Source organism: Rhodococcus aetherivorans (genome assembly GCF_025722975.1).
GTDB classification, from domain to species: Bacteria; Actinomycetota; Actinomycetes; order Mycobacteriales; family Mycobacteriaceae; genus Rhodococcus; species Rhodococcus aetherivorans.
In genome coordinates, this window is the sequence record NZ_CP106982.1 from 4,479,813 (window position 1) to 4,497,763 (window position 17,951).

Consider the following 17,951-nt stretch of genomic DNA (forward strand, 5'->3'; position numbering starts at 1 on the left):
GCCGTGTCACGACACCCGGACGGCGACGGGCGTGACGAAGCCGTCCCCGTCGATGTGCACCTGGTCGCCGGTGTGGAACCAGCCGTCGTCGAAGGTCTCGGCGGTCGATTCCGGGTCGTTCCAGTAGCGGCGCGCGACGCTGGGACCGCGGCACAGCAGTTCGCCGACGCCTTGATCGGCGGCCGGGCCGAGGAGCGCGACCTCCATGCCGCCGAACGGAACTCCGACGCTGCGCGGGTGCGCGGCCCGCTGGTCGGTGGGCAGCAGCAGCCCGATGCCGCCGGTTTCGGCCACCCCCCAGCCGCGTACGCACCTCGCCGCGGGGAACGACGCGCGCAGGTGCCGCCACGGCACCCGCACCCCCCGGGCCCCGGCGGCGACGACGGTGCCGCCGGCCGCCAGGGTGGGCAACAGCTGCACGGCGCTGCCCGCCGCCGTGGACAGCGGTGCGGTGAGCACCGTGCGCGCCCCCTCCGCGGTCAGGTCCATCGCGTGCACCACGGCCTCGATCGTGGAGAGGATGTTCTCGTTGGTCAGCTCCACCCCGTGCAGTCCCCCGCCGCGTTTGCGCACGTAGTACAGCACCGCGAGCTCGTCCGGCGCGGCGCCCTCGTCCAGGAACGCCACCCCGTCGGGCAGCTCGCCGTCGAGGGTCAGGACGGCGCCGCTGTCATCGGCGATCCACTCGAGTTCCGGATCGCTGCACGTCGGATCCGGCAGCACCGGCACCCCACCGGCGAGGACCACCCCGAGAAACGCGTACAGCCAGCGGAACCCGTTCGGATAGTGGACGACCACCCGGTCGGCCGGGCCCACGCCCTGATCGAGCAGTCCACCCGCCACCCGTGCTGCCGACGACCACATCTGCCCGTAGGTGAGGGCGTTGCCGGCCCGGTCGACGGCGGCGACGCGGGCGGAGTGCCGCAGCGCGCTGCGGTCGAGCAGCTCGGCCAGGCACGGCTCGAGGTCCTCGTACCGCAGGACACCGTCCAGTCGGCGACTGACACGCTCGTCACGGAACCACCCCGCTGCGCACGAAACCCGGACCACCGCCACCGACATCGTCACCTCCGCCTCGTCGTGTGCCTGCACTATATGGCGCGGGTCACAACTGGGGGCGGGATCGGCTCACCTTCCGGTGTACGACGCCTTCCCCGGGCCGACGGTGAGGAAGCTGCGCACGGCACCCTTCAGGTCGTCGGTGCCGAACAGCGCGCCGGAGACGTCCGGGGTCTCCGAGTCGGCGTGCGCGACGCCACCGGACCGCCACGCGCCGATGATCTGCTTGGTGGCGTCGTGGGCGCGGGTGGGGCCGTCGGCGAGCCGGTCCGCCAAGGCGCGTGCGGCGGAATCCACGTCCTCGTGGACCGCGTTGACCACGCCCCACGACCGCAGCGTCTCGGCGTCGTAGAGGTCGCCGGTCATCACCAGTTCGCGTGCGCGGCCGGAGCCGGCACGCTCGGCCAGCCGCTGCGGCCCGCCCATCGACGGGGTCAGACCGACGACGGTTTCCACCAACCCGAACTTCGCGCCCGGCGCCGCGAGGACGATGTCGCAGGCGAGGGAGATCTCGAACGCCGCGGTGAGGGTGAGCCCGTGCGCGGCGAACACCACGGGGCACGGCAGGGCCTCGAGCGGGTGGATGATCTGCGCGAACAGGTCCTGCCACAGCTGCGCGCCCTGCCCGGCGTCGAGGCCGTCGAACAGGTGGACGTCCACCCCGCCGGAGACGACCTTGCCTTCCGCGCGGATCAGTACCGCGCGCGGCGGCGCGGCCACGAGCGCGGTGATGTCGGCGATCACGGCGTCGAACAGGGCCCGGTCGAACAGGTTCAGCGTGCCGTGCGCGACGGTGAGCACGGCGACCTCGGCACCGGCCGCGGTGGTGTGGCGCTCGAGGCGGGTGGGATGTGTGGTCTGCGTCATGCGCGCCACACTAGGCGAGCGTGCGGCGCTGCTCGAGGGGTGGTCTCGGCGCCGGCTCGGTGCGCACAGGCCGCGTGAAAAACAGCGCCGCGGCGAAGCCGACGAGCAGGACCGCGGCAGGCAGCAGCGTCGACTCGGCCATGGCGGCGGCGAACGGCGCGCGCACCGGCTCGGGCAGGGCCGTCGTCCCGCCCTCGCCGGCACCGCCGCCGGCCAACCCGTGCACGGCGAGGCGGGACGTGATGAGCGCACCCACGGCGGCGCTGCCCAGGACGGCACCGACCTGCCGGGTGGTGTTGTAGACACCCGACCCGGCCCCCGCCTGATGCGGCGGCAGGCCGTGCGTCGCGGTGGCGGCCAGCGGCGACCAGATGCCGGCCATCGCGGCGCCCATGAGGGCGATCGGCAGCAGCAGCTGCCACACCGGCGAGTCGGGCGTCATCACCGCGGCCAGCCACGCCAGCGACACGGCGAGCAGCGCGAATCCGGTGCCGGCGATGTAGCGCGGATGGGTTCGGTCCACGAGCCGCCCGACCATCGGGGCGAGCACGCCGGTGAGGACCGCCATCGGGGCCATCAGCAACGCCGACTCCGTGGGTGTCCAGCCGCGCACGCCCTGGGCGTAGAACATCAGCGGCAGCACCATCGCGGTGACCGAGAAGCCCATCGTGGCGATGCCGATGTTGGCCAGCGAGAAGTTGCGGTCGCGGAACAGGCCGAGCGGAACGAGCGGCTCCCCGCGCCCCCGGGACTGGTACCACACGAACACCGCCAGCAGCGCCACCCCGGCGGCGATCAGCACCCACACGGGAGTGGACCAGTCGTAGGAGTTGCCCTCCTGGATACCGAACACGAGACAGAACATGCCCGCGCCGCTGAGCAGCACGCCGAGGAGGTCGAACCGGTGCGGATGGGTGGGCAGCGCCGGGACCAGCCGCGCCGCGAGGACGAAACCGACGATCCCGACCGGCACGTTCACGAAGAAGATCCATTCCCAGCCGAGGTTGTCGACGAGGACACCGCCGGCCAGCGGGCCCACGAGGGTCGCGACCCCCGCCACCGCGCCCCACAGGCCCATCGCGGTGCCTCGCCGGTCGGGCGGGAAGGTGCGGGTGATGATCGCCATCGTCTGCGGGGTCATCAGGGCCGCGCCGAGGCCCTGGAAGCCCCGGGCGACCACGAGAGCGGCAACGGTGCCGGACAATCCGCACCACAGCGACGCCGCGGTGAACAGCACCAGGCCCGCCAGGTAGACGCGCTTCGGGCCGAACCGGTCGCCGAGGCGGCCGGTGACCAGCAGCGGCACCGCGTATGCCAGCAGGTACGCGCTGGTGACCCACACGACGTTGTTGATGTCGGTGTCCAGCGCCCGCATGATCGCCGGGTTGGCGACCGCCACGATGGTGCTGTCCACCAGGATCATGAAGAACCCGAGGCACAGCGCCCACAGCGCCGGCCACGGACTTGTCTCGGTCTCCACCCGCACGTCCTCCGCTCGTAGGCGTCTACGGTAGCGCCGTGGACGGACATCTCCTGGACATCGTGCGGCTGGCCTGGTGCCGCGAACTCGGGCTCGACGACGGAGCGCTCGCCGCGCCGGGACGGGTGACGCGGGTGGACGACGCGTCCGCGCTGGTCCGGGTGCTGCGCCTCGGTGAGGCCACCGCGGTGGTGGGTCCGAGCTGGGCGGTCGAGGCCGTCGCGGCGGTGCCCGACGCGGAGCTGGACGCGTCGGCGTTGCTCGACCTGACCCGCGGCCGCGCGGTGCGCAGCCACGCGCTGAGTTACTGCGCCGACTGGGTCGACGCGACGCGGGTGCGCGATCCGCTGATCTCCCACGAGGTCGACGATCTCGCGGAGCTGTTGCGGCGCTGCCCACCCGACGACGCGACCGAGGCGGGACTCGAGAATGTGAACGGGGAGGCCTCGTCGTTCGTGCTGCTCGACGACGACCACCGGCCGCTGTCGGGGGCGGTGTACCGGGAGGTGCAGTCGATCCTGGCGGACGTGACGGCACTGACCGTGCCGGAGCACCGCCGGATCGGTCTGGCGGCGACGGTCGCGACGCTCGCGACGCACGACGCGCTCGACGCCGGGCTGATCCCGCAGTGGCGGGCCCGGCGCGACAACACCGCGGGCCGTGGCCTGGCCGCGGTGCTGGGATACACCGAACTGGGTACCCACACCTCGGTGGCCGTACCGGCTAGCGTCTGAACGGGCCGCACCGAGCGAAGGGAGCCCTGTGAACAAGCACTCCGGAGGCGACAGTGACGGGTATGTCACGCCCGGCGCCGAGTACAGCCGCGACACGCACTACATCACCACGCGCATCACCGCCGACGGGCGCGACGGGTATCCGGTGGAGGCGGGCCGGTACCGGCTGATCGCCGCCCGCGCCTGCCCGTGGGCGAATCGCACGCTCATCGTGCGCCGGCTGCTGGGGCTCGAGGACGCGCTGTCGCTGGGGTTGTGCGGGCCCACGCACGACGAGCGCAGCTGGACGTTCGATCTCGACCCGGGCGGGGTGGATCCGGTGCTGCAGATCCCGCGGTTGCAGGACGCGTACTTCGCCCGGGACCCCGAGTACCCACGGGGCATCACGGTCCCGGCCGTCGTGGACGTGCCCACCGGCCGGGTGGTCACCAACGATTACGCGCAGATGACCCTGGACTTCTCCACGGAGTGGACGGCGCTGCACCGCGACGGCGCCCCCGACCTCTACCCGGAGCCGTTGCGCGACGAGATCGACGAGGTGGCCCAGCTCGTCTACCAGGACGTCAACAACGGCGTGTACCGGTGCGGGTTCGCCGGGTCGCAGCGCGCGTACGACCGCGCCTTCGACCGGCTGTTCGCGCGGCTGGACTGGCTCGAGGAACGGCTGAGTTCGCGCCGGTACCTGGTGGGCGAGACGATCACCGAGGCGGATGTCCGGCTGTTCACCACGCTGGCCCGCTTCGACGCCGTCTACCACGGGCACTTCAAGTGCAACCGGGGTCTGCTCTCGTCGATGCCGGCGCTGTGGGGGTACGCCCGGGACCTGTTCCAGACGCCGGGCTTCGGCGACACGATCGACTTCGTGCAGATCAAGGAGCACTACTACATCGTGCACGCCGACATCAATCCGACGCAGATCGTGCCGAAGGGCCCCGACCTGAGGGGGTGGCTGACGCCGCACGGCCGGGAAGAGCTGGGCGGCAAGCCGTTCGGTGACGGCACGCCACCGCCCCCGCCGCGGGCGCAGGAGGCGGTGCCGGCCGGTCACGGCGCGTGATTCACGCGCCCGGATAGGTTCCGAAGCTCCAGTACACCCCCTGCGGGTCCCGGCACGTGAAGTCGTGTGAGCCGTAGTCGGTGTCGTGCAGGGCGACGACGATCGTGGCGCCCGCGGCCACGGCGCGTTCGTGCAGCGTGTCGACGGCGGTGGCATCGGGGGCGACGAGGTAGATGCAGCCGGTGCCGGCGGGCGTCTCGATCGGGCCGCCCCGACCGGCCGAGCCGAGCATGACGCCGCCGCCGTGCGGCCATCTCAGCTCGGCGTGGTCGACGCGGTCGCCGTCGCCGTAGACGGCGTTCTCGGTGAAGCCGAACGCGTCGACGAGGAAGCGGATCGCCGCCCGGGCGTCGGTGTAGGAGAGGCAGGGCCATACGGTTGTGGTGAGTGCTGTCGTGGTCATGTCTGCCAGTGTTCGTCGACGGCCGGGTCGCCGTCTTGGACGATTGGGAACTGCTCGTCGCGCAGCCAGCGCGACGGCGGGACCCCGGCGATCTCGCGCCATTCCCGCGCGAGGTGGGCCTGGTCGTAGAACCCGCACCGGGCGGCCACGTCGGCGAGCACGTGCGGCCCGGGGCTGCGCAGCAGCCGACGGGACCGGTCGAATCGGATCACCCGTGTCGCCTCCTTGGGCCCGACCCCGAACTCGGCGGTGAATCGCGACGTCAGATGCCTTCGGCTCCAGCCGATCTCGTCGGCCAGATCGGTGATCCGCGGACCCGGCGAACGCGGGTCCTGCAGCCTGCGCCACGCGTGCCGCAGACGGGGGTCGATCTCGCCGCGCCCACCGGCGAGGCGCCGGCCGAGCACCTCGTCGAGGACCCGGAACCGGCTCTCCCACGCCCCGGTGGCGGCGATCCGTTCGCCGAGCTCGCGGGCGGCGGCGCCGAGCACCTCCTCGAGGTCGACGACCCAGGCGCCGAGCGCACCGGCGGGCACGCCCAGCAGCACCCGGGCTCCCGCGGGGGTGAGTGCGAGCTGGATGCCGTGCTGGTTGCCGTCGTGGGCGATGGTGACGGCGGTGGTGGCCAGCCCGCTCGCGAGCGCACCGAACCGGCCGGGCCCCTGGCCCGGTGCGGCGGCCCGCGCGAGTTCGAGCGGTGCGCCGATCGTGAGCACGACGGTCAGGTCCGGGGACGGCAGGCCGAGGTGGGTGCCGGGTGCGAATCCCGTCAGCCGGTACCCGTCGTAACCGCGCACGTAGGGACGCAGCGACGGGGCGGGCCGCCGCCGGGCACCGTCCGAGATGCCGGTCACGGTCCCAGGGTAAACAGGGATAGAGGACACGCCCATGGGGTACACGGGGTGAGCAGCCGTGGACTCACGGCGGCGCATGCAGGCCCGGGAGGGCCGGGAGGATCGAGGACGGAACGATGACCGACAGGGTGGGACGCGTGGAGAAGTATCTCGTCACGCTCCTGGACAACGGCAGCAGGCTGCAGGCGCCCGCGGTGGCGCGCTACGTCGAACTGACGCGGCGCGCCCATCCCGGCGAGACTCCGGAGCAGATCATTGCGCGGCTGGAGAAGATCTTCCTCAACGGAGTCACCGGCAGCGGCACGGCGGCGGGCGCCGCCGCGACCGTTCCCGGCATCGGCACGCTCGCATCGATCGCCGCGGTCGGCGCCGAAACCGCGTTCTTCCTCGAGGCTGCCGCGCTGCTGACGCTTGCGGTGGCGTCGGTGCACGGGATCGAACCGCACGAACACGAGCAGCGCCGCGCCCTCGTGCTCGCCGTGGCACTGGGTGAGGCAGGCATGGAGATCGTCGAGCGGGCCACGGGCACGACCGCGAAGACGTGGACGTCGGCGATCACCGACAAGATCCCCGGCGCCCAGCTGAGGTCCGTGAACAAGTCGCTCGCGCGGACGTTCGTCCGCAAGTACCTCGCCAAGCGCAGCGCCCTCGTGTTCGGCAAGCTGGTGCCGGCCGGGATCGGTGCCGCGATCGGCGGCGTGGGCAACCGCGCGCTGGGCAAGCGGGTCATCGCGAACGCGCGCGATGCGTTCGGCCCGCCGCCGGCGCAGTGGCCGGCGAAGCGTCCGCCGCTCGCCGGACCGGCCACCGGGCCGGACGGCGATCCGAACTGGCAGGCGCTGTCCTCTCCCCTGACCGGCTGGTGAGATGTCCGCGGGCACGGTGTTCGTGCGCGAGAGCGGATCCGGCCCGCGCACCGTGGTCCTCCTGCACGGATACTCCGACCACGGGGGCACCTGGTGCAAGGTGGCCCCGGCCCTGGCCGAACGCCACCGGGTCCTGACCGTCGACCTGCCGGGGTTCGGCCGGAGCGCCGGGCACTGGCGGGCGCCGGTACTGGACCACTACGTCGACACCGTCGCCGACGTGATCGCCGACTGCCGGGATCCGGTTGCGCTGATCGGCAATTCGCTGGGAGCGGTGACGTCGCTGGCGTTCGCGTCGACGTATCCGCGCCGGGTGGACGGCGTCGTACTCGCCGACATGCCGGGGATGGCCGGCATACCGCGCAGCTGGCTGGGCGGAGCGCGGCTGCCGTTGGACATGGTGTCGCGCGCGCTGTCCCGGCCCGTGCCGCCGGCGCTCGTGCAGTTCGCCGTCGCCGCCCTGTACACCCGCGCGGCGCTGCACCGCCCGGACCGGCTGGGCGTCGACACGCGCACCGCGTTCGCGGCGAACTACGCGACGCGGCGCCGCATCGAGACCATGCTGGCCGTCGGCCGGGCCGTGATCCCCGAACTGGGCCGGCTGCCGATTCCCGAGATGGTGAACTCCCTGACCGTGCCGGCGCTGCTGGTGTGGGGCGAGCGGGATCTGATCACCCCGGCGCGCGCCGCGGGCCGGGTGAACACCGGGGCCCGGCGACGGGTCGCGATCATTCCGGACGCCGGGCACTGCCCGCAGCTCGACGCCCCGAGCGAATTCCTCGAACTGGTGCTTCCCTTCCTCGACCGGTCCTTCTCCCGGTCCGCCGCGCCGGGCACGTAGGCTCGCGGGGTCCGAGCAGGGGCCCACACCAGGGAGGGTATCGATGACAGCGCCGTTCCCGACGGGGCCGGTCGCCGGCGCCGGGTACGCGAACGCGGCCGCGCCGCCGCCGGGCATCGCCGTGCAGGGGCTGAGCAAGACCTTCCGCAACGTGCCGGCGGTGTCGGACCTGTCGTTCTCCGTCCCGCCGGGATCGATCACGGGATTCCTCGGACCGAACGGCTCCGGGAAGACGACGACCCTGCGGATGCTGCTCGGCCTGGTGCGCCCGACGGCCGGTGCCGCGCTCGTCGACGGGATGCCCTTCACCTCGCTGCCGCAGCCGGCGCGGGTGGTCGGTGCAGTGCTGGACGCGCAGAGCTTCCATCCCAAGCACACCGCCGGAACCCATCTCGACGTGTACGCCGCCGCGATCGGCGTGCCGGCGGCCCGGGTGCGGCACGTTCTCGACCTGGTCGGGCTCGGCGCGGCCGCCCGACGGCGGATCGGCGAGTTCTCCCTCGGCATGCGGCAGCGGCTGGCCCTGGCCACCGCGCTGCTCGGCGAACCGCGCTACCTCGTGCTCGACGAACCGGCGAACGGCCTGGACCCCGAAGGCATGGCCTGGCTGCGCGACTTCCTGCTCGGCTACGCGCGTTCCGGGGGCACCGTGCTGATCTCGAGCCACATCCTGCGGGAGGTCGAGCAGACGGCCGACCGTCTGGTGATCATCAGCCGCGGCATGCTCGTGCACCAGGGCACGACGGCGGACCTGCGGCACGCGCACCGCGCGCGGGTCCTCGTCGCCGCCTCCGACCCGGCCCGCCTGGCGACGGCGCTGGCCGCGGCGGGCCACACCGACGCGCAGGTGCAGCCGGACGGCCGGCTCGCGATCGTCGGGGTGGAGCCCGAGCGCGTCGCGGCGCTCGCCGCCGGACACGGCGTGACGGTGTTCGGGACGAGCGTCGAGCACGCCGACCTCGAACAGGTGTTCCTGGCGATGACGGCCGGGCAGTATGTGGGGGCCGCGCCGGGGTGGGGCATGCAGGGGCCGACGCCCCCGCAGCAGCCGCCCTACCCGGGACAGTTCCCGCCGCCCGGCCCGTTCCCGCCCGGGCAACAGCATTCGCCGACCGGCTGGGAGGGACCCCGATGACCGCGTTGCTGACGGCCGAGTTCCGCAAGGTCCTGGGCCTGCGCTACTGGTGGATCCTCGGCATCACCCCGGTGGTGGTGGGCCTGTTCTCCGGTGCGCTGACCCTGCCGATCCTCGGCACGCTCGAGAGCCTCGTCGGCGAGAGCTTCGCCGAGACCGCCGCCGCCGCGATCGGGGTGAGCGTCGCGCTCGCGCTGGTGTTCCTGTTCGCGGCGCTGTTCGGGGTGGTCAACACGGGCAGCGAGTTCCAGCACCGCACCATCGTCACCAGTTTCCTGACCACGCGCGGCCGCGACGGGGTGATCGCCGCCAAGCTGACGACGGCGGTCGCGTTCGGGCTGCTGTACTGCGTGGTGGTCGAGGCCGTGTCGATGCTGACCATCCTGATGTTCGGCGGTGGTCTCGCCGGTGACGGCTCGAGTGCGGGCAGTGTCGCCGCGGTCCTCGGCGCCGGCCTGTTCGCCGCGATGCTGTGGGCCCTCATGGGCGCCGGGCTCGGCCTGCTCACCGGGTCGACGGCCGGCAGCGTCCTGGCGATCACCGCCTGGATCCCGTTCGGGGAGCTGATCGTCTCGCTGATCCTCGACGGCCTCGGGGCGGGCGCACTCGCCCGGCTGCTGCCCGGGCAGCTCACCTGGTACACGGTCTTCACCGTCATCGACCTGCCCGAGGAGGTCGACCCGGCCGTGACGTGGCCGGCGGCGCCGCTGGGGCTGCTCGGCTGGACCGCGCTGATCTGCGGCCTCGGCTGGTGGCGCACCCGGACCCGCGACATCGTCTGAGTCCGACGGCGGTTCTCGCGGCGAAGGGGAGGTTGCTGCGGCATCGATCGAGTGGTGGGCGCAACAACCACCCCCTCGCCGCAGAATCCTCCCGTGTCCCCGGCCGGCGCTAATGTCGGAAGACGATGGCACACGACGCGCGTTCCCCCGGTTGGATCCGTCGGCTGGGCGCGGAGGCCTGGCAGCATCGCCGCGTCGCGCTCGGCGCGCTGACCGTCACCGTCGTCGCCGCACTGATCGACATCACGTTCCCGTTGCTGACCAAGCTGGCGCTCGACAGCGCCACCCACCCCGACGGCCACGACCTGCAGCTGATCGGGCTGGCGGCGGCGGCGATCGCGGTGGGCGCGCTGGTGCGGTTCGGGTGTCAGTACGGCAGGCGGATGCTCGCCGGCCGGCTCTCGCTGGACGTGCAGCACGACCTGCGGCTCGGGCTGCTCGCCTCGCTGCAGCGGCTCGACGGGCGCGGCCAGGACCAGATCCGCACCGGGCAGGTGGTGTCGCGGTCGATCACCGACCTGCAACTCGTCCAGGGCCTGCTGGCGATGGTCCCCATGTCGGCCGGGGCGCTGTTGCAGTTCGCGCTGGCGCTGGTGATCATGGCGGTGCTCTCGCCGCTGCTGACCCTCGTCGCCCTCGTCACCGTCCCGGTGATCGCCGGGGTGGTCGCCGTCGTCCGGCCCAAACTGTTCGCGGCGACGTGGTCGGCGCAGCAACGCGCGGCCGACCTGGCCCAGCACGTGGAGGAGACCGTCACCGGGGTGCGGGTGGTCAAGGGGTTCGGGCAGGAGGCCCGCGCCGTGGACCAGCTCGAACAGCACGGCCGCGCCCTCTATGCCGAGCGCATGCGCGCCGCCCGGATCAACGCCACGTTCGCCGCCCCGATGGGTGCCATCCCGCAACTCGGGCTCGTCGCCGTGATCGCGCTCGGCGGCTGGCTGGCCCTGCAGGGCACCGTCACCGTCGGCACGTTCCTCGCGTTCGCCGCCTACCTGGCGACGATGACCGCGACGACGCGCACGCTGTTCTCGGTGGTGATCATGGCGCAGCTCTCCCGCGCCGCGGTCGAGCGGGTGTACGAGGTGATCGACACCGAGCCCGACGTCGCCGACCCGCCGCATCCGGTGCCGCTGCCGGACGGGCCGCTGGGGCTGGTCCTCGACGCGGTGACGTTCGGTTTCGAGCCCGGCCGGCCCGTGCTCGACGGTCTCGACCTCGAACTGGCGCCGGGCGAGACCGTCGCCGTGGTCGGCTCCGCCGGCTCCGGCAAGACGGCGATGTCGCTGCTGCTGCCCCGGTTCTACGCCCCCGAATCCGGCGCCGTGTACGTCACCACCGCCGACGGCGACAGGATCGACGTCGCCGCCCTGCGCGCCGAGCACCTGCGCGAGGCGGTGAGCCTGGTGTTCGACGAACCGTTCCTGTTCTCGGACACGATCGCGGCGAACATCGCGCTGGGCCGGCCCGAGGCGAGCGCCGAGGAGATCCGCGCCGCCGCGCGGGCGGCGTGCGCCGACGAGTTCGTCGAGGCGCTCCCCGACGGGTACGACACCGTCGTCGGGGAGCGCGGTCTGACGCTGTCGGGTGGGCAACGGCAGCGCGTCGCGCTCGCCCGGGCGCTGCTGCTCGACCCCCGGGTGCTGATCCTCGACGACGCGACCTCCGCGGTGGACGCGGAGACGGAGGCCGCGATCTTCGCGGCGCTGCGGGCGCGCCCGAAGCGCACCACGCTGATCCTCGCGCACCGGCGGTCCACGCTGTCGCTCGCCGACCGGGTCGCGGTGCTCGACGGCGGTCGCGTCGTCGACTCCGGGACCGTCCACGAACTCGAGGCGCGCAACGCCCTGTTCCGGGCCCTGCTCAGTGGCGCCGAGGACGAGACGCCGGAACCGGACCGCGCCGACGGGTACGGCGTCGAAGCGTTGTGGCCGGAGGCGGCGCCCGACTCCGATCCGGCCGCGGTCCGGGCGGCCGCGCCGCAGGCGGGGCCGGGCGGGGGTGGCCGCGGCGGCGGTCCGATGAGCGGCGCCCTCGGGTCGATCGCCCCCACGCCGGCGCTGCGCCGGGCGGTCGAGGCGTTGCCCCCGGCCACCGAGCAACCGGGGCTGGACACGGCACAGCTGCGGCGCCCCGACCCCGAGTTCCGCCTCTCCCGGACGCTGCGGCCGGTGCGGTGGCTGCTGGCGGCGGTGGTGCTGTGCCTGGCGGTCGAGTCGCTGACGTCGATCGCGTTCCCGTCGATCGTGCGTTACGCCGTCGACCGCGGCGTCACGCCGGGCGAACCCGCGCGGCTGTGGGCGGCCACCGCCGTGGGCGCCGCGCTGGCGCTCCTGGCCTGGCTGGTGGTCGCGGTGCTCACCGTGCTCACCGCCCGCGCCGGCGAAAGGGTGCTGTTCGGGTTGCGGGTGCGCAGCTACGCGCACCTGCAGCGGCTGGGTCTGGACTACTACGAGCGGGAGCTGTCCGGCCGCATCATGACCCGGATGACCACGGACGTCGACGCGCTCTCCTCGTTCATCCAGACCGGGTTGTCCACCGCGGTGGTGAGCGTGCTGACGCTGGTCGGGATCTCGGTCGCCCTGCTCGCCACCGACCTCACCCTGGGGCTGGTGGCGCTGGCGGTGGTGCCGCCGTTGCTCGCGGCGACGCTGTGGTTCCGGCGGGTCTCGTCCACGGCCTACTCGGTCTCCCGCGAACGCATCTCCCTGGTCAACGCGGACTTCCAGGAGAACGTCACCGGGCTGCGGGCGGCCCAGGCCTACCGCCGGGAGGAGTTCGCGGCCCGCCGGTTCGCCGAGCGCGCCGATGCGTACCGGCGCAGCCGGATGCGCTCCCAGCGGGCCATCTCGCTGTACTTCCCGTTCATTGCGCTGCTGTCCGACCTCGCGCTGGCCGCGGTGGTGTTCGTCGGAGCCCGGGAGGTGGCCTCCGGGGCGACGACCGCGGGCGTGCTCGTCGCGTTCGTGCTCTACCTCGGCCTGCTGTTCGGTCCCATCCAGCAGTTGTCGCAGGTGTTCGACGGCTACCAGCAGGCCCGGGTGGGGCTGCGCCGGATCGGCGACCTGCTGCGCACCGAGAGTTCCCTCGAGACGGGCGGCACCGGCACGGTGCCCGTCCCGGGACACCTGCGCGGCGACGTGCGCCTCGACGACGTCGGGTTCCGCTACGCGGGAGCCGACACCGACGCGCTCACCGGCGTGGACCTGCACTTCCCCGCCGGCTCCACGGTGTCGCTCGTCGGCCGCACCGGCGCCGGCAAGTCCACGATCGTCAAGCTGCTGGCCCGGTTCTACGATCCGACGTCCGGCTCGGTGCGGGTCGACGACGTCGACCTGCGCGGGTATCGCCTGCCCGAGTACCGGGCCCGGCTCGGCGTCGTCCCGCAGGAGGCGCACCTGTTCACCGGCACCGTCGCGAGCAACATCGCCTACGGGCGGCCCGACGCGGACCGCACGGACATCGAGGCCGCCGCACGCGCGGTGGGGGCCCTCGACATGATCGCCGGGCTGCCCGGCGGCATGCTGCATCCCGTCGGCGAGCGCGGGCAGGGCCTGTCCGCCGGGCAGCGTCAGCTCGTGGCGCTGGCCCGGGCCGAACTCGTCGATCCGGACCTGCTGCTGCTCGACGAGGCCACCGCGACGCTCGACCCGGGCACTGAACGGGCGGTGCTCGCGGCGGGCGAGTCGGTGACCCGCAGCCGCACCGCCGTGGTGGTGGCCCACCGGCTGGCCACCGCGGCACGCTCCGACCTGGTCGTCGTGGTCGACGGCGGGCGCATCGTGGAGACCGGATCGCACGACGCACTGCGGCACGCCGGAGGCGTGTACACGACCCTCTGTGATGCGGCCCAAATGCGGGCAGGGAATAATCGGCTGTCGAGAACCGTCGTCGATGGGGATCCCATCGAATCAGAGATTGTGAGGTAGGTCTCGACCGTGGCAGAGCTTTTTTGTTCGTCACAGCCGCGGGCTAGCCTCATATACATAGGCACTCCGATCGGGTACCGAAGAAAGAAACGAGGCGAACAACTGCCGTGAGCAGCAGCTCTACTTCCCAGTTCGGACAGAACCAGTGGTTGGTTGACGAGATGTACCAGCGGTTCCAGGACGATCCGTCGTCCGTGGACGCCAGCTGGCACGAATTCCTGACGGACTACTCCCCGGAGGCGGCGGTCGCGGGTGGCGCGAACGGCGCCACGCAGACCCAGCGTCCGGCGCAGAGTTCCGCCCCGACCTCCACCGAATCCGCCCCCGCCTCGAAGGCCACCCCGGCCCAGGCTCCGCCGAAGGCCGCTACTGCCCCGGCGAAGCCCGCACCGGCACCCAAGGCGGCTCCCGCTCCGGAACCGGCCAAGCCCGCCGCCGCCAAGCCGGCCCCCGCGAAGCCCGCCGCCGCCAAGCCGGCCCCCGCGAAGCCCGCCGCGCCGGCCACCCAGGAAGAGTCCAAGGTTCTCCGTGGCGCTGCCGCTGCCGTCGCGAAGAACATGAACGCCTCGCTCTCGATCCCGACCGCCACCAGTGTGCGCGCCATCCCTGCGAAGCTGATGGTCGACAACCGGATCGTCATCAACAACCACCTCGCCCGTACCCGCGGCGGCAAGGTGTCGTTCACTCACCTGCTCGGCTACGCCATCGTGCAGGCGGTGAAGGCGTTCCCGAACATGAACCGCCACTTCGCCGAGATCGACGGCAAGCCGAACGCGGTCACCCCCGCGCACACCAACCTCGGCCTGGCCATCGACCTGGCCGGCAAGGACGGCAACCGTTCGCTCGTCGTCGCCGCGATCAAGAACTGTGAGTCGATGAACTTCGCGCAGTTCTACTCCGCGTACGAGGACATCGTCCGTCGTGCGCGCGACGGCAAGCTCACCGCCGAGGACTTCTCCGGCGTCACCATCTCGCTGACCAACCCGGGCGGCATCGGCACCGTGCACTCGGTACCGCGGCTCATGCCGGGTCAGGGCACCATCATCGGTGCCGGTGCGATGGAGTACCCCGCCGAGTTCCAGGGCGCCTCGGACGAGCGCATCGCCGAGCTCGGCGTCGGCAAGCTGATGACGCTGACCTCGACGTACGATCACCGCATCATCCAGGGCGCGGAGTCCGGCGACTTCCTGCGGACCGTCCACAACCTGCTGATCAGCGACGATTTCTACGACGAGATCTTCCACACGCTGCACATCCCCTACGAGCCGGTCCGCTGGCGCAAGGACGTGCCGGAAGGCGCGGTCGACAAGAGCACCCGCGTCCTCGAGCTGATCGCCGCCTACCGCAGCCGCGGCCACCTGATGGCCGACACGGACCCGCTGCAGTTCGTCAAGGACAAGTTCCGGTCGCACCCGGACCTCGACGTCACCACGCACGATCTGACCCTGTGGGACCTCGACCGCGAGTTCAACGTCGGCGGCTTCCACGGTCAGCAGCGCATGAAGCTGCGCGACGTGCTGTCGGTGCTGCGCGACGCCTACTGCCGCCACGTCGGCGTGGAGTACACCCACATCCTCGATCCCGAGCAGCAGCAGTGGCTGCAGGAGCGCGTCGAGGCGCACCACGTCAAGCCGACCGTGGCGCAGCAGAAGTACATCCTCAGCCGCCTCAACGCCGCCGAGGCGTTCGAGACCTTCCTGCAGACCAAGTACGTCGGCCAGAAGCGGTTCTCGCTCGAGGGCGCCGAGTCGGTCATCCCGATGATGGACGCGATCATCGACCAGGCCGCCGAGCACGAGCTCGACGAGGTCGCCATCGCGATGCCGCACCGCGGCCGCCTGAACGTGCTGGCCAACATCGTCGGCAAGCCGTACTCGAAGATCTTCACCGAGTTCGAGGGCAACCTGAACCCGGCCGCCGCCCACGGCTCCGGCGACGTCAAGTACCACCTCGGCGCCGAGGGCAACTACATCCAGATGTTCGGCGACAACGACATCAAGGTGTCGCTCACGGCGAACCCGTCGCACCTCGAGGCCGTCAACCCGGTCCTCGAAGGCCTCGTGCGCGCCAAGCAGGACATCCTCGACAAGGGCGAGGGCGGCTTCACCGTCATGCCGCTGCTGCTGCACGGCGACGCCGCGTTCGCCGGCCAGGGCGTCGTGGCCGAGACCCTCAACCTCGCGCTGCTGCGCGGCTACCGCACCGGCGGCACCGTGCACATCGTCGTCAACAACCAGGTCGGCTTCACCACGGCCCCCGAGCACTCGCGGTCGTCGGAGTACTGCACCGACGTCGCGAAGATGATCGGCGCGCCGATCTTCCACGTCAACGGGGACGACCCGGAGGCGTGCGTGTGGGTGGCCCGGCTGGCCGTGGACTTCCGGGAGAAGTTCAACAAGGACGTCGTCATCGACATGATCTGCTACCGCCGTCGCGGCCACAACGAGGGCGACGACCCGTCGATGACGCAGCCGGCGATGTACGACGTGATCGACACCAAGCGCAGCGTCCGCAAGAGCTACACCGAGTCCCTCATCGGTCGTGGCGACATCTCGCTCAAAGAGGCCGAGGACGCGCTGCGCGACTACCAGGGCCAGCTCGAACGGGTCTTCAACGAGGTCCGCGAGCTCGAGAAGTACAAGCCGGAACCGTCGGAGTCGGTCGAGCTCGACCAGACGCCGCCGGCGAAGCTGACCACCGCGGTCGACAAGTCGGTGCTCGAGCGGATCGGCGACGCGTTCGTGAACGTCCCCGAGGGCTTCTCCGTGCATCCGCGCGTCAAGCCGGTCGTCGAGAAGCGCCGGGAGATGTCCCGCGAGGGCCACATCGACTGGGCGTACGCCGAGCTGCTGGCGTTCGGTTCGCTGGTCGAGCAGGGTGCCCTGGTGCGCCTGGCCGGTCAGGACTCGCGCCGCGGCACCTTCACCCAGCGCCACGCGGTGCTCATCGACCGCAAGTCCGGTGCCGAGTACACCCCGCTGCAGCAGGTGGCGGCCGAGGGCGGCAAGGGCGGCAAGTTCATGGTCTACGACTCGGCGCTGACCGAGTTCGCGGGCCTGGGCTTCGAGTACGGCTACTCCGTGGGCAACCCGGAGGCGCTGGTGCTGTGGGAGGCGCAGTTCGGTGACTTCGTCAACGGCGCCCAGTCCATCATCGACGAGTTCATCTCCTCCGGCGAGGCCAAGTGGGGTCAGCTCTCCGACGTGGTGCTGCTGCTGCCGCACGGCCACGAGGGCCAGGGCCCGGACCACACCTCGGGCCGCATCGAGCGGTTCCTGCAGCTGTGCGCCGAGGGGTCGATGACGGTGGCCATGCCGTCGACGCCCGCGAGCTACTTCCACCTGTTGCGCCGCCATCACCTCGACGGCATCCGCCGCCCGCTGGTGGTGTTCACGCCGAAGTCGATGCTGCGCAACAAGGCCGCGGTCAGCGACCTCGAGGACTTCACCACCGGCAAGTTCCGCTCGGTGTTCGAGGAGCCGCTGTACGAGAACGAGGGCGGCGACCGCGACAAGGTCACCCGCGTCCTGCTGACCTCCGGCAAGCTCTACTGGGAGCTGAAGGCGAAGAAGGACAAGGAGAAGCGGGACGACATCGCGATCCTGCGGATCGAGCAGTTGTACCCGGTGCCGCGTCGCCGCATCGCCGAGGCGCTCGACCGGTACCCGAACGCGCACGAGTTCTTCTGGGTGCAGGAGGAGCCGGCCAACCAGGGAGCGTGGCCGTTCCTGGGTCTGGCGCTGCCGGAGATGCTGCCCGAGAAGCTGTCGGGCATCAAGCGGGCGTCGCGGCGCGCGATGTCGGCTCCGTCCTCCGGCTCGAGCAAGGTTCACGCGGTCGAGCAGCAGGAGATCCTGGAGAAGGCGTTCGGCCGGTAGTCACCGGCGGTAGCCCCGCGGTTCTCACGCGAGCCGGGTCGTGCCTGCCCTTCGGGGCGGCCGGCCCGG

13 protein-coding genes are annotated in these 17,951 nt (G+C 72.0%); 8 read left to right on the forward strand and 5 right to left on the reverse strand.

The features are described from left to right. Nucleotides 1–6: 6 nt before the first annotated feature. The 3 genes from OCS65_RS20280 to OCS65_RS20290 all read right to left on the reverse strand — a co-directional run bounded on the left by OCS65_RS20280 (nucleotide 7) and on the right by OCS65_RS20290 (nucleotide 3,406). Nucleotides 7–1,062 (reverse strand): class I adenylate-forming enzyme family protein, encoded by a 1,056-nt coding sequence (locus tag OCS65_RS20280; RefSeq protein WP_029542511.1) that lies wholly within the window; start codon nucleotides 1,060–1,062, stop codon nucleotides 7–9. Between the two features lie 66 nt (nucleotides 1,063–1,128). Further along, entirely contained in the window at nucleotides 1,129–1,926 is a 798-nt protein-coding gene (locus OCS65_RS20285) for an enoyl-CoA hydratase/isomerase family protein (RefSeq protein WP_006938708.1), read from the reverse strand. A gap of 10 nt (nucleotides 1,927–1,936) precedes the next feature. Further along, nucleotides 1,937–3,406 carry a DHA2 family efflux MFS transporter permease subunit gene (locus OCS65_RS20290; protein WP_263507496.1) on the reverse strand — a complete coding sequence of 490 codons (1,470 nt, stop codon included), beginning with the start codon at nucleotides 3,404–3,406 and terminating at the stop codon, nucleotides 1,937–1,939. 38 nt (nucleotides 3,407–3,444) lie between these two features. On the opposite strand from OCS65_RS20290, the gene OCS65_RS20295 reads away from it, so the two are divergent. Further along, entirely contained in the window at nucleotides 3,445–4,140 is a 696-nt protein-coding gene (locus OCS65_RS20295; RefSeq protein ID WP_072634754.1) for a GNAT family N-acetyltransferase, read from the forward strand. Between the two features lie 28 nt (nucleotides 4,141–4,168). Then, a complete protein-coding gene (locus tag OCS65_RS20300; RefSeq protein WP_050034876.1) occupies nucleotides 4,169–5,197 on the forward strand; it encodes a glutathione S-transferase family protein in 1,029 nt (342 codons plus the stop codon). Between the two features lies 1 nt (nucleotide 5,198). Here the strand turns inward: OCS65_RS20300 and OCS65_RS20305 are convergent, their stop codons facing one another. Together OCS65_RS20305 and OCS65_RS20310 are read right to left on the reverse strand one after the other, a co-directional pair. Then, nucleotides 5,199–5,600 (reverse strand): VOC family protein, encoded by a 402-nt coding sequence (locus OCS65_RS20305; protein WP_050034875.1) that lies wholly within the window; start codon nucleotides 5,598–5,600, stop codon nucleotides 5,199–5,201. Then, complete coding sequence (locus OCS65_RS20310; RefSeq protein WP_203329433.1) at nucleotides 5,597–6,454, reverse strand: helix-turn-helix transcriptional regulator; 858 nt, start codon at nucleotides 6,452–6,454, stop codon at nucleotides 5,597–5,599. The genes OCS65_RS20305 and OCS65_RS20310 overlap by 4 nt, the downstream gene beginning before the upstream one ends. Before the next feature lie 116 nt (nucleotides 6,455–6,570). Here OCS65_RS20310 and OCS65_RS20315 point away from each other — a divergent pair, with 116 nt between their 5' ends. The 6 genes from OCS65_RS20315 to OCS65_RS20340 all read left to right on the forward strand — a co-directional run bounded on the left by OCS65_RS20315 (nucleotide 6,571) and on the right by OCS65_RS20340 (nucleotide 17,882). After that, nucleotides 6,571–7,320 carry a hypothetical protein gene (locus tag OCS65_RS20315; RefSeq protein WP_263507497.1) on the forward strand — a complete coding sequence of 250 codons (750 nt, stop codon included), beginning with the start codon at nucleotides 6,571–6,573 and terminating at the stop codon, nucleotides 7,318–7,320. Between the two features lies 1 nt (nucleotide 7,321). Next, entirely contained in the window at nucleotides 7,322–8,161 is an 840-nt protein-coding gene (locus tag OCS65_RS20320; protein WP_050034874.1) for an alpha/beta fold hydrolase, read from the forward strand. A gap of 43 nt (nucleotides 8,162–8,204) precedes the next feature. Then, on the forward strand, nucleotides 8,205–9,296 hold the full coding sequence (locus OCS65_RS20325) for an ABC transporter ATP-binding protein (protein ID WP_050034873.1): 1,092 nt from the start codon (nucleotides 8,205–8,207) through the stop codon (nucleotides 9,294–9,296). After that, nucleotides 9,293–10,078 carry an ABC transporter permease gene (locus OCS65_RS20330; RefSeq protein WP_263507498.1) on the forward strand — a complete coding sequence of 262 codons (786 nt, stop codon included), beginning with the start codon at nucleotides 9,293–9,295 and terminating at the stop codon, nucleotides 10,076–10,078. Before OCS65_RS20325 ends, OCS65_RS20330 begins: the two co-directional genes overlap by 4 nt. A 125-nt stretch (nucleotides 10,079–10,203) precedes the next feature. Then, nucleotides 10,204–14,004 (forward strand): ABC transporter ATP-binding protein, encoded by a 3,801-nt coding sequence (locus OCS65_RS20335; RefSeq protein WP_065922819.1) that lies wholly within the window; start codon nucleotides 10,204–10,206, stop codon nucleotides 14,002–14,004. Between the two features lie 107 nt (nucleotides 14,005–14,111). Beyond that, a complete protein-coding gene (locus OCS65_RS20340; RefSeq protein ID WP_084648654.1) occupies nucleotides 14,112–17,882 on the forward strand; it encodes a multifunctional oxoglutarate decarboxylase/oxoglutarate dehydrogenase thiamine pyrophosphate-binding subunit/dihydrolipoyllysine-residue succinyltransferase subunit in 3,771 nt (1,256 codons plus the stop codon). Nucleotides 17,883–17,951: the final 69 nt, after the last annotated feature.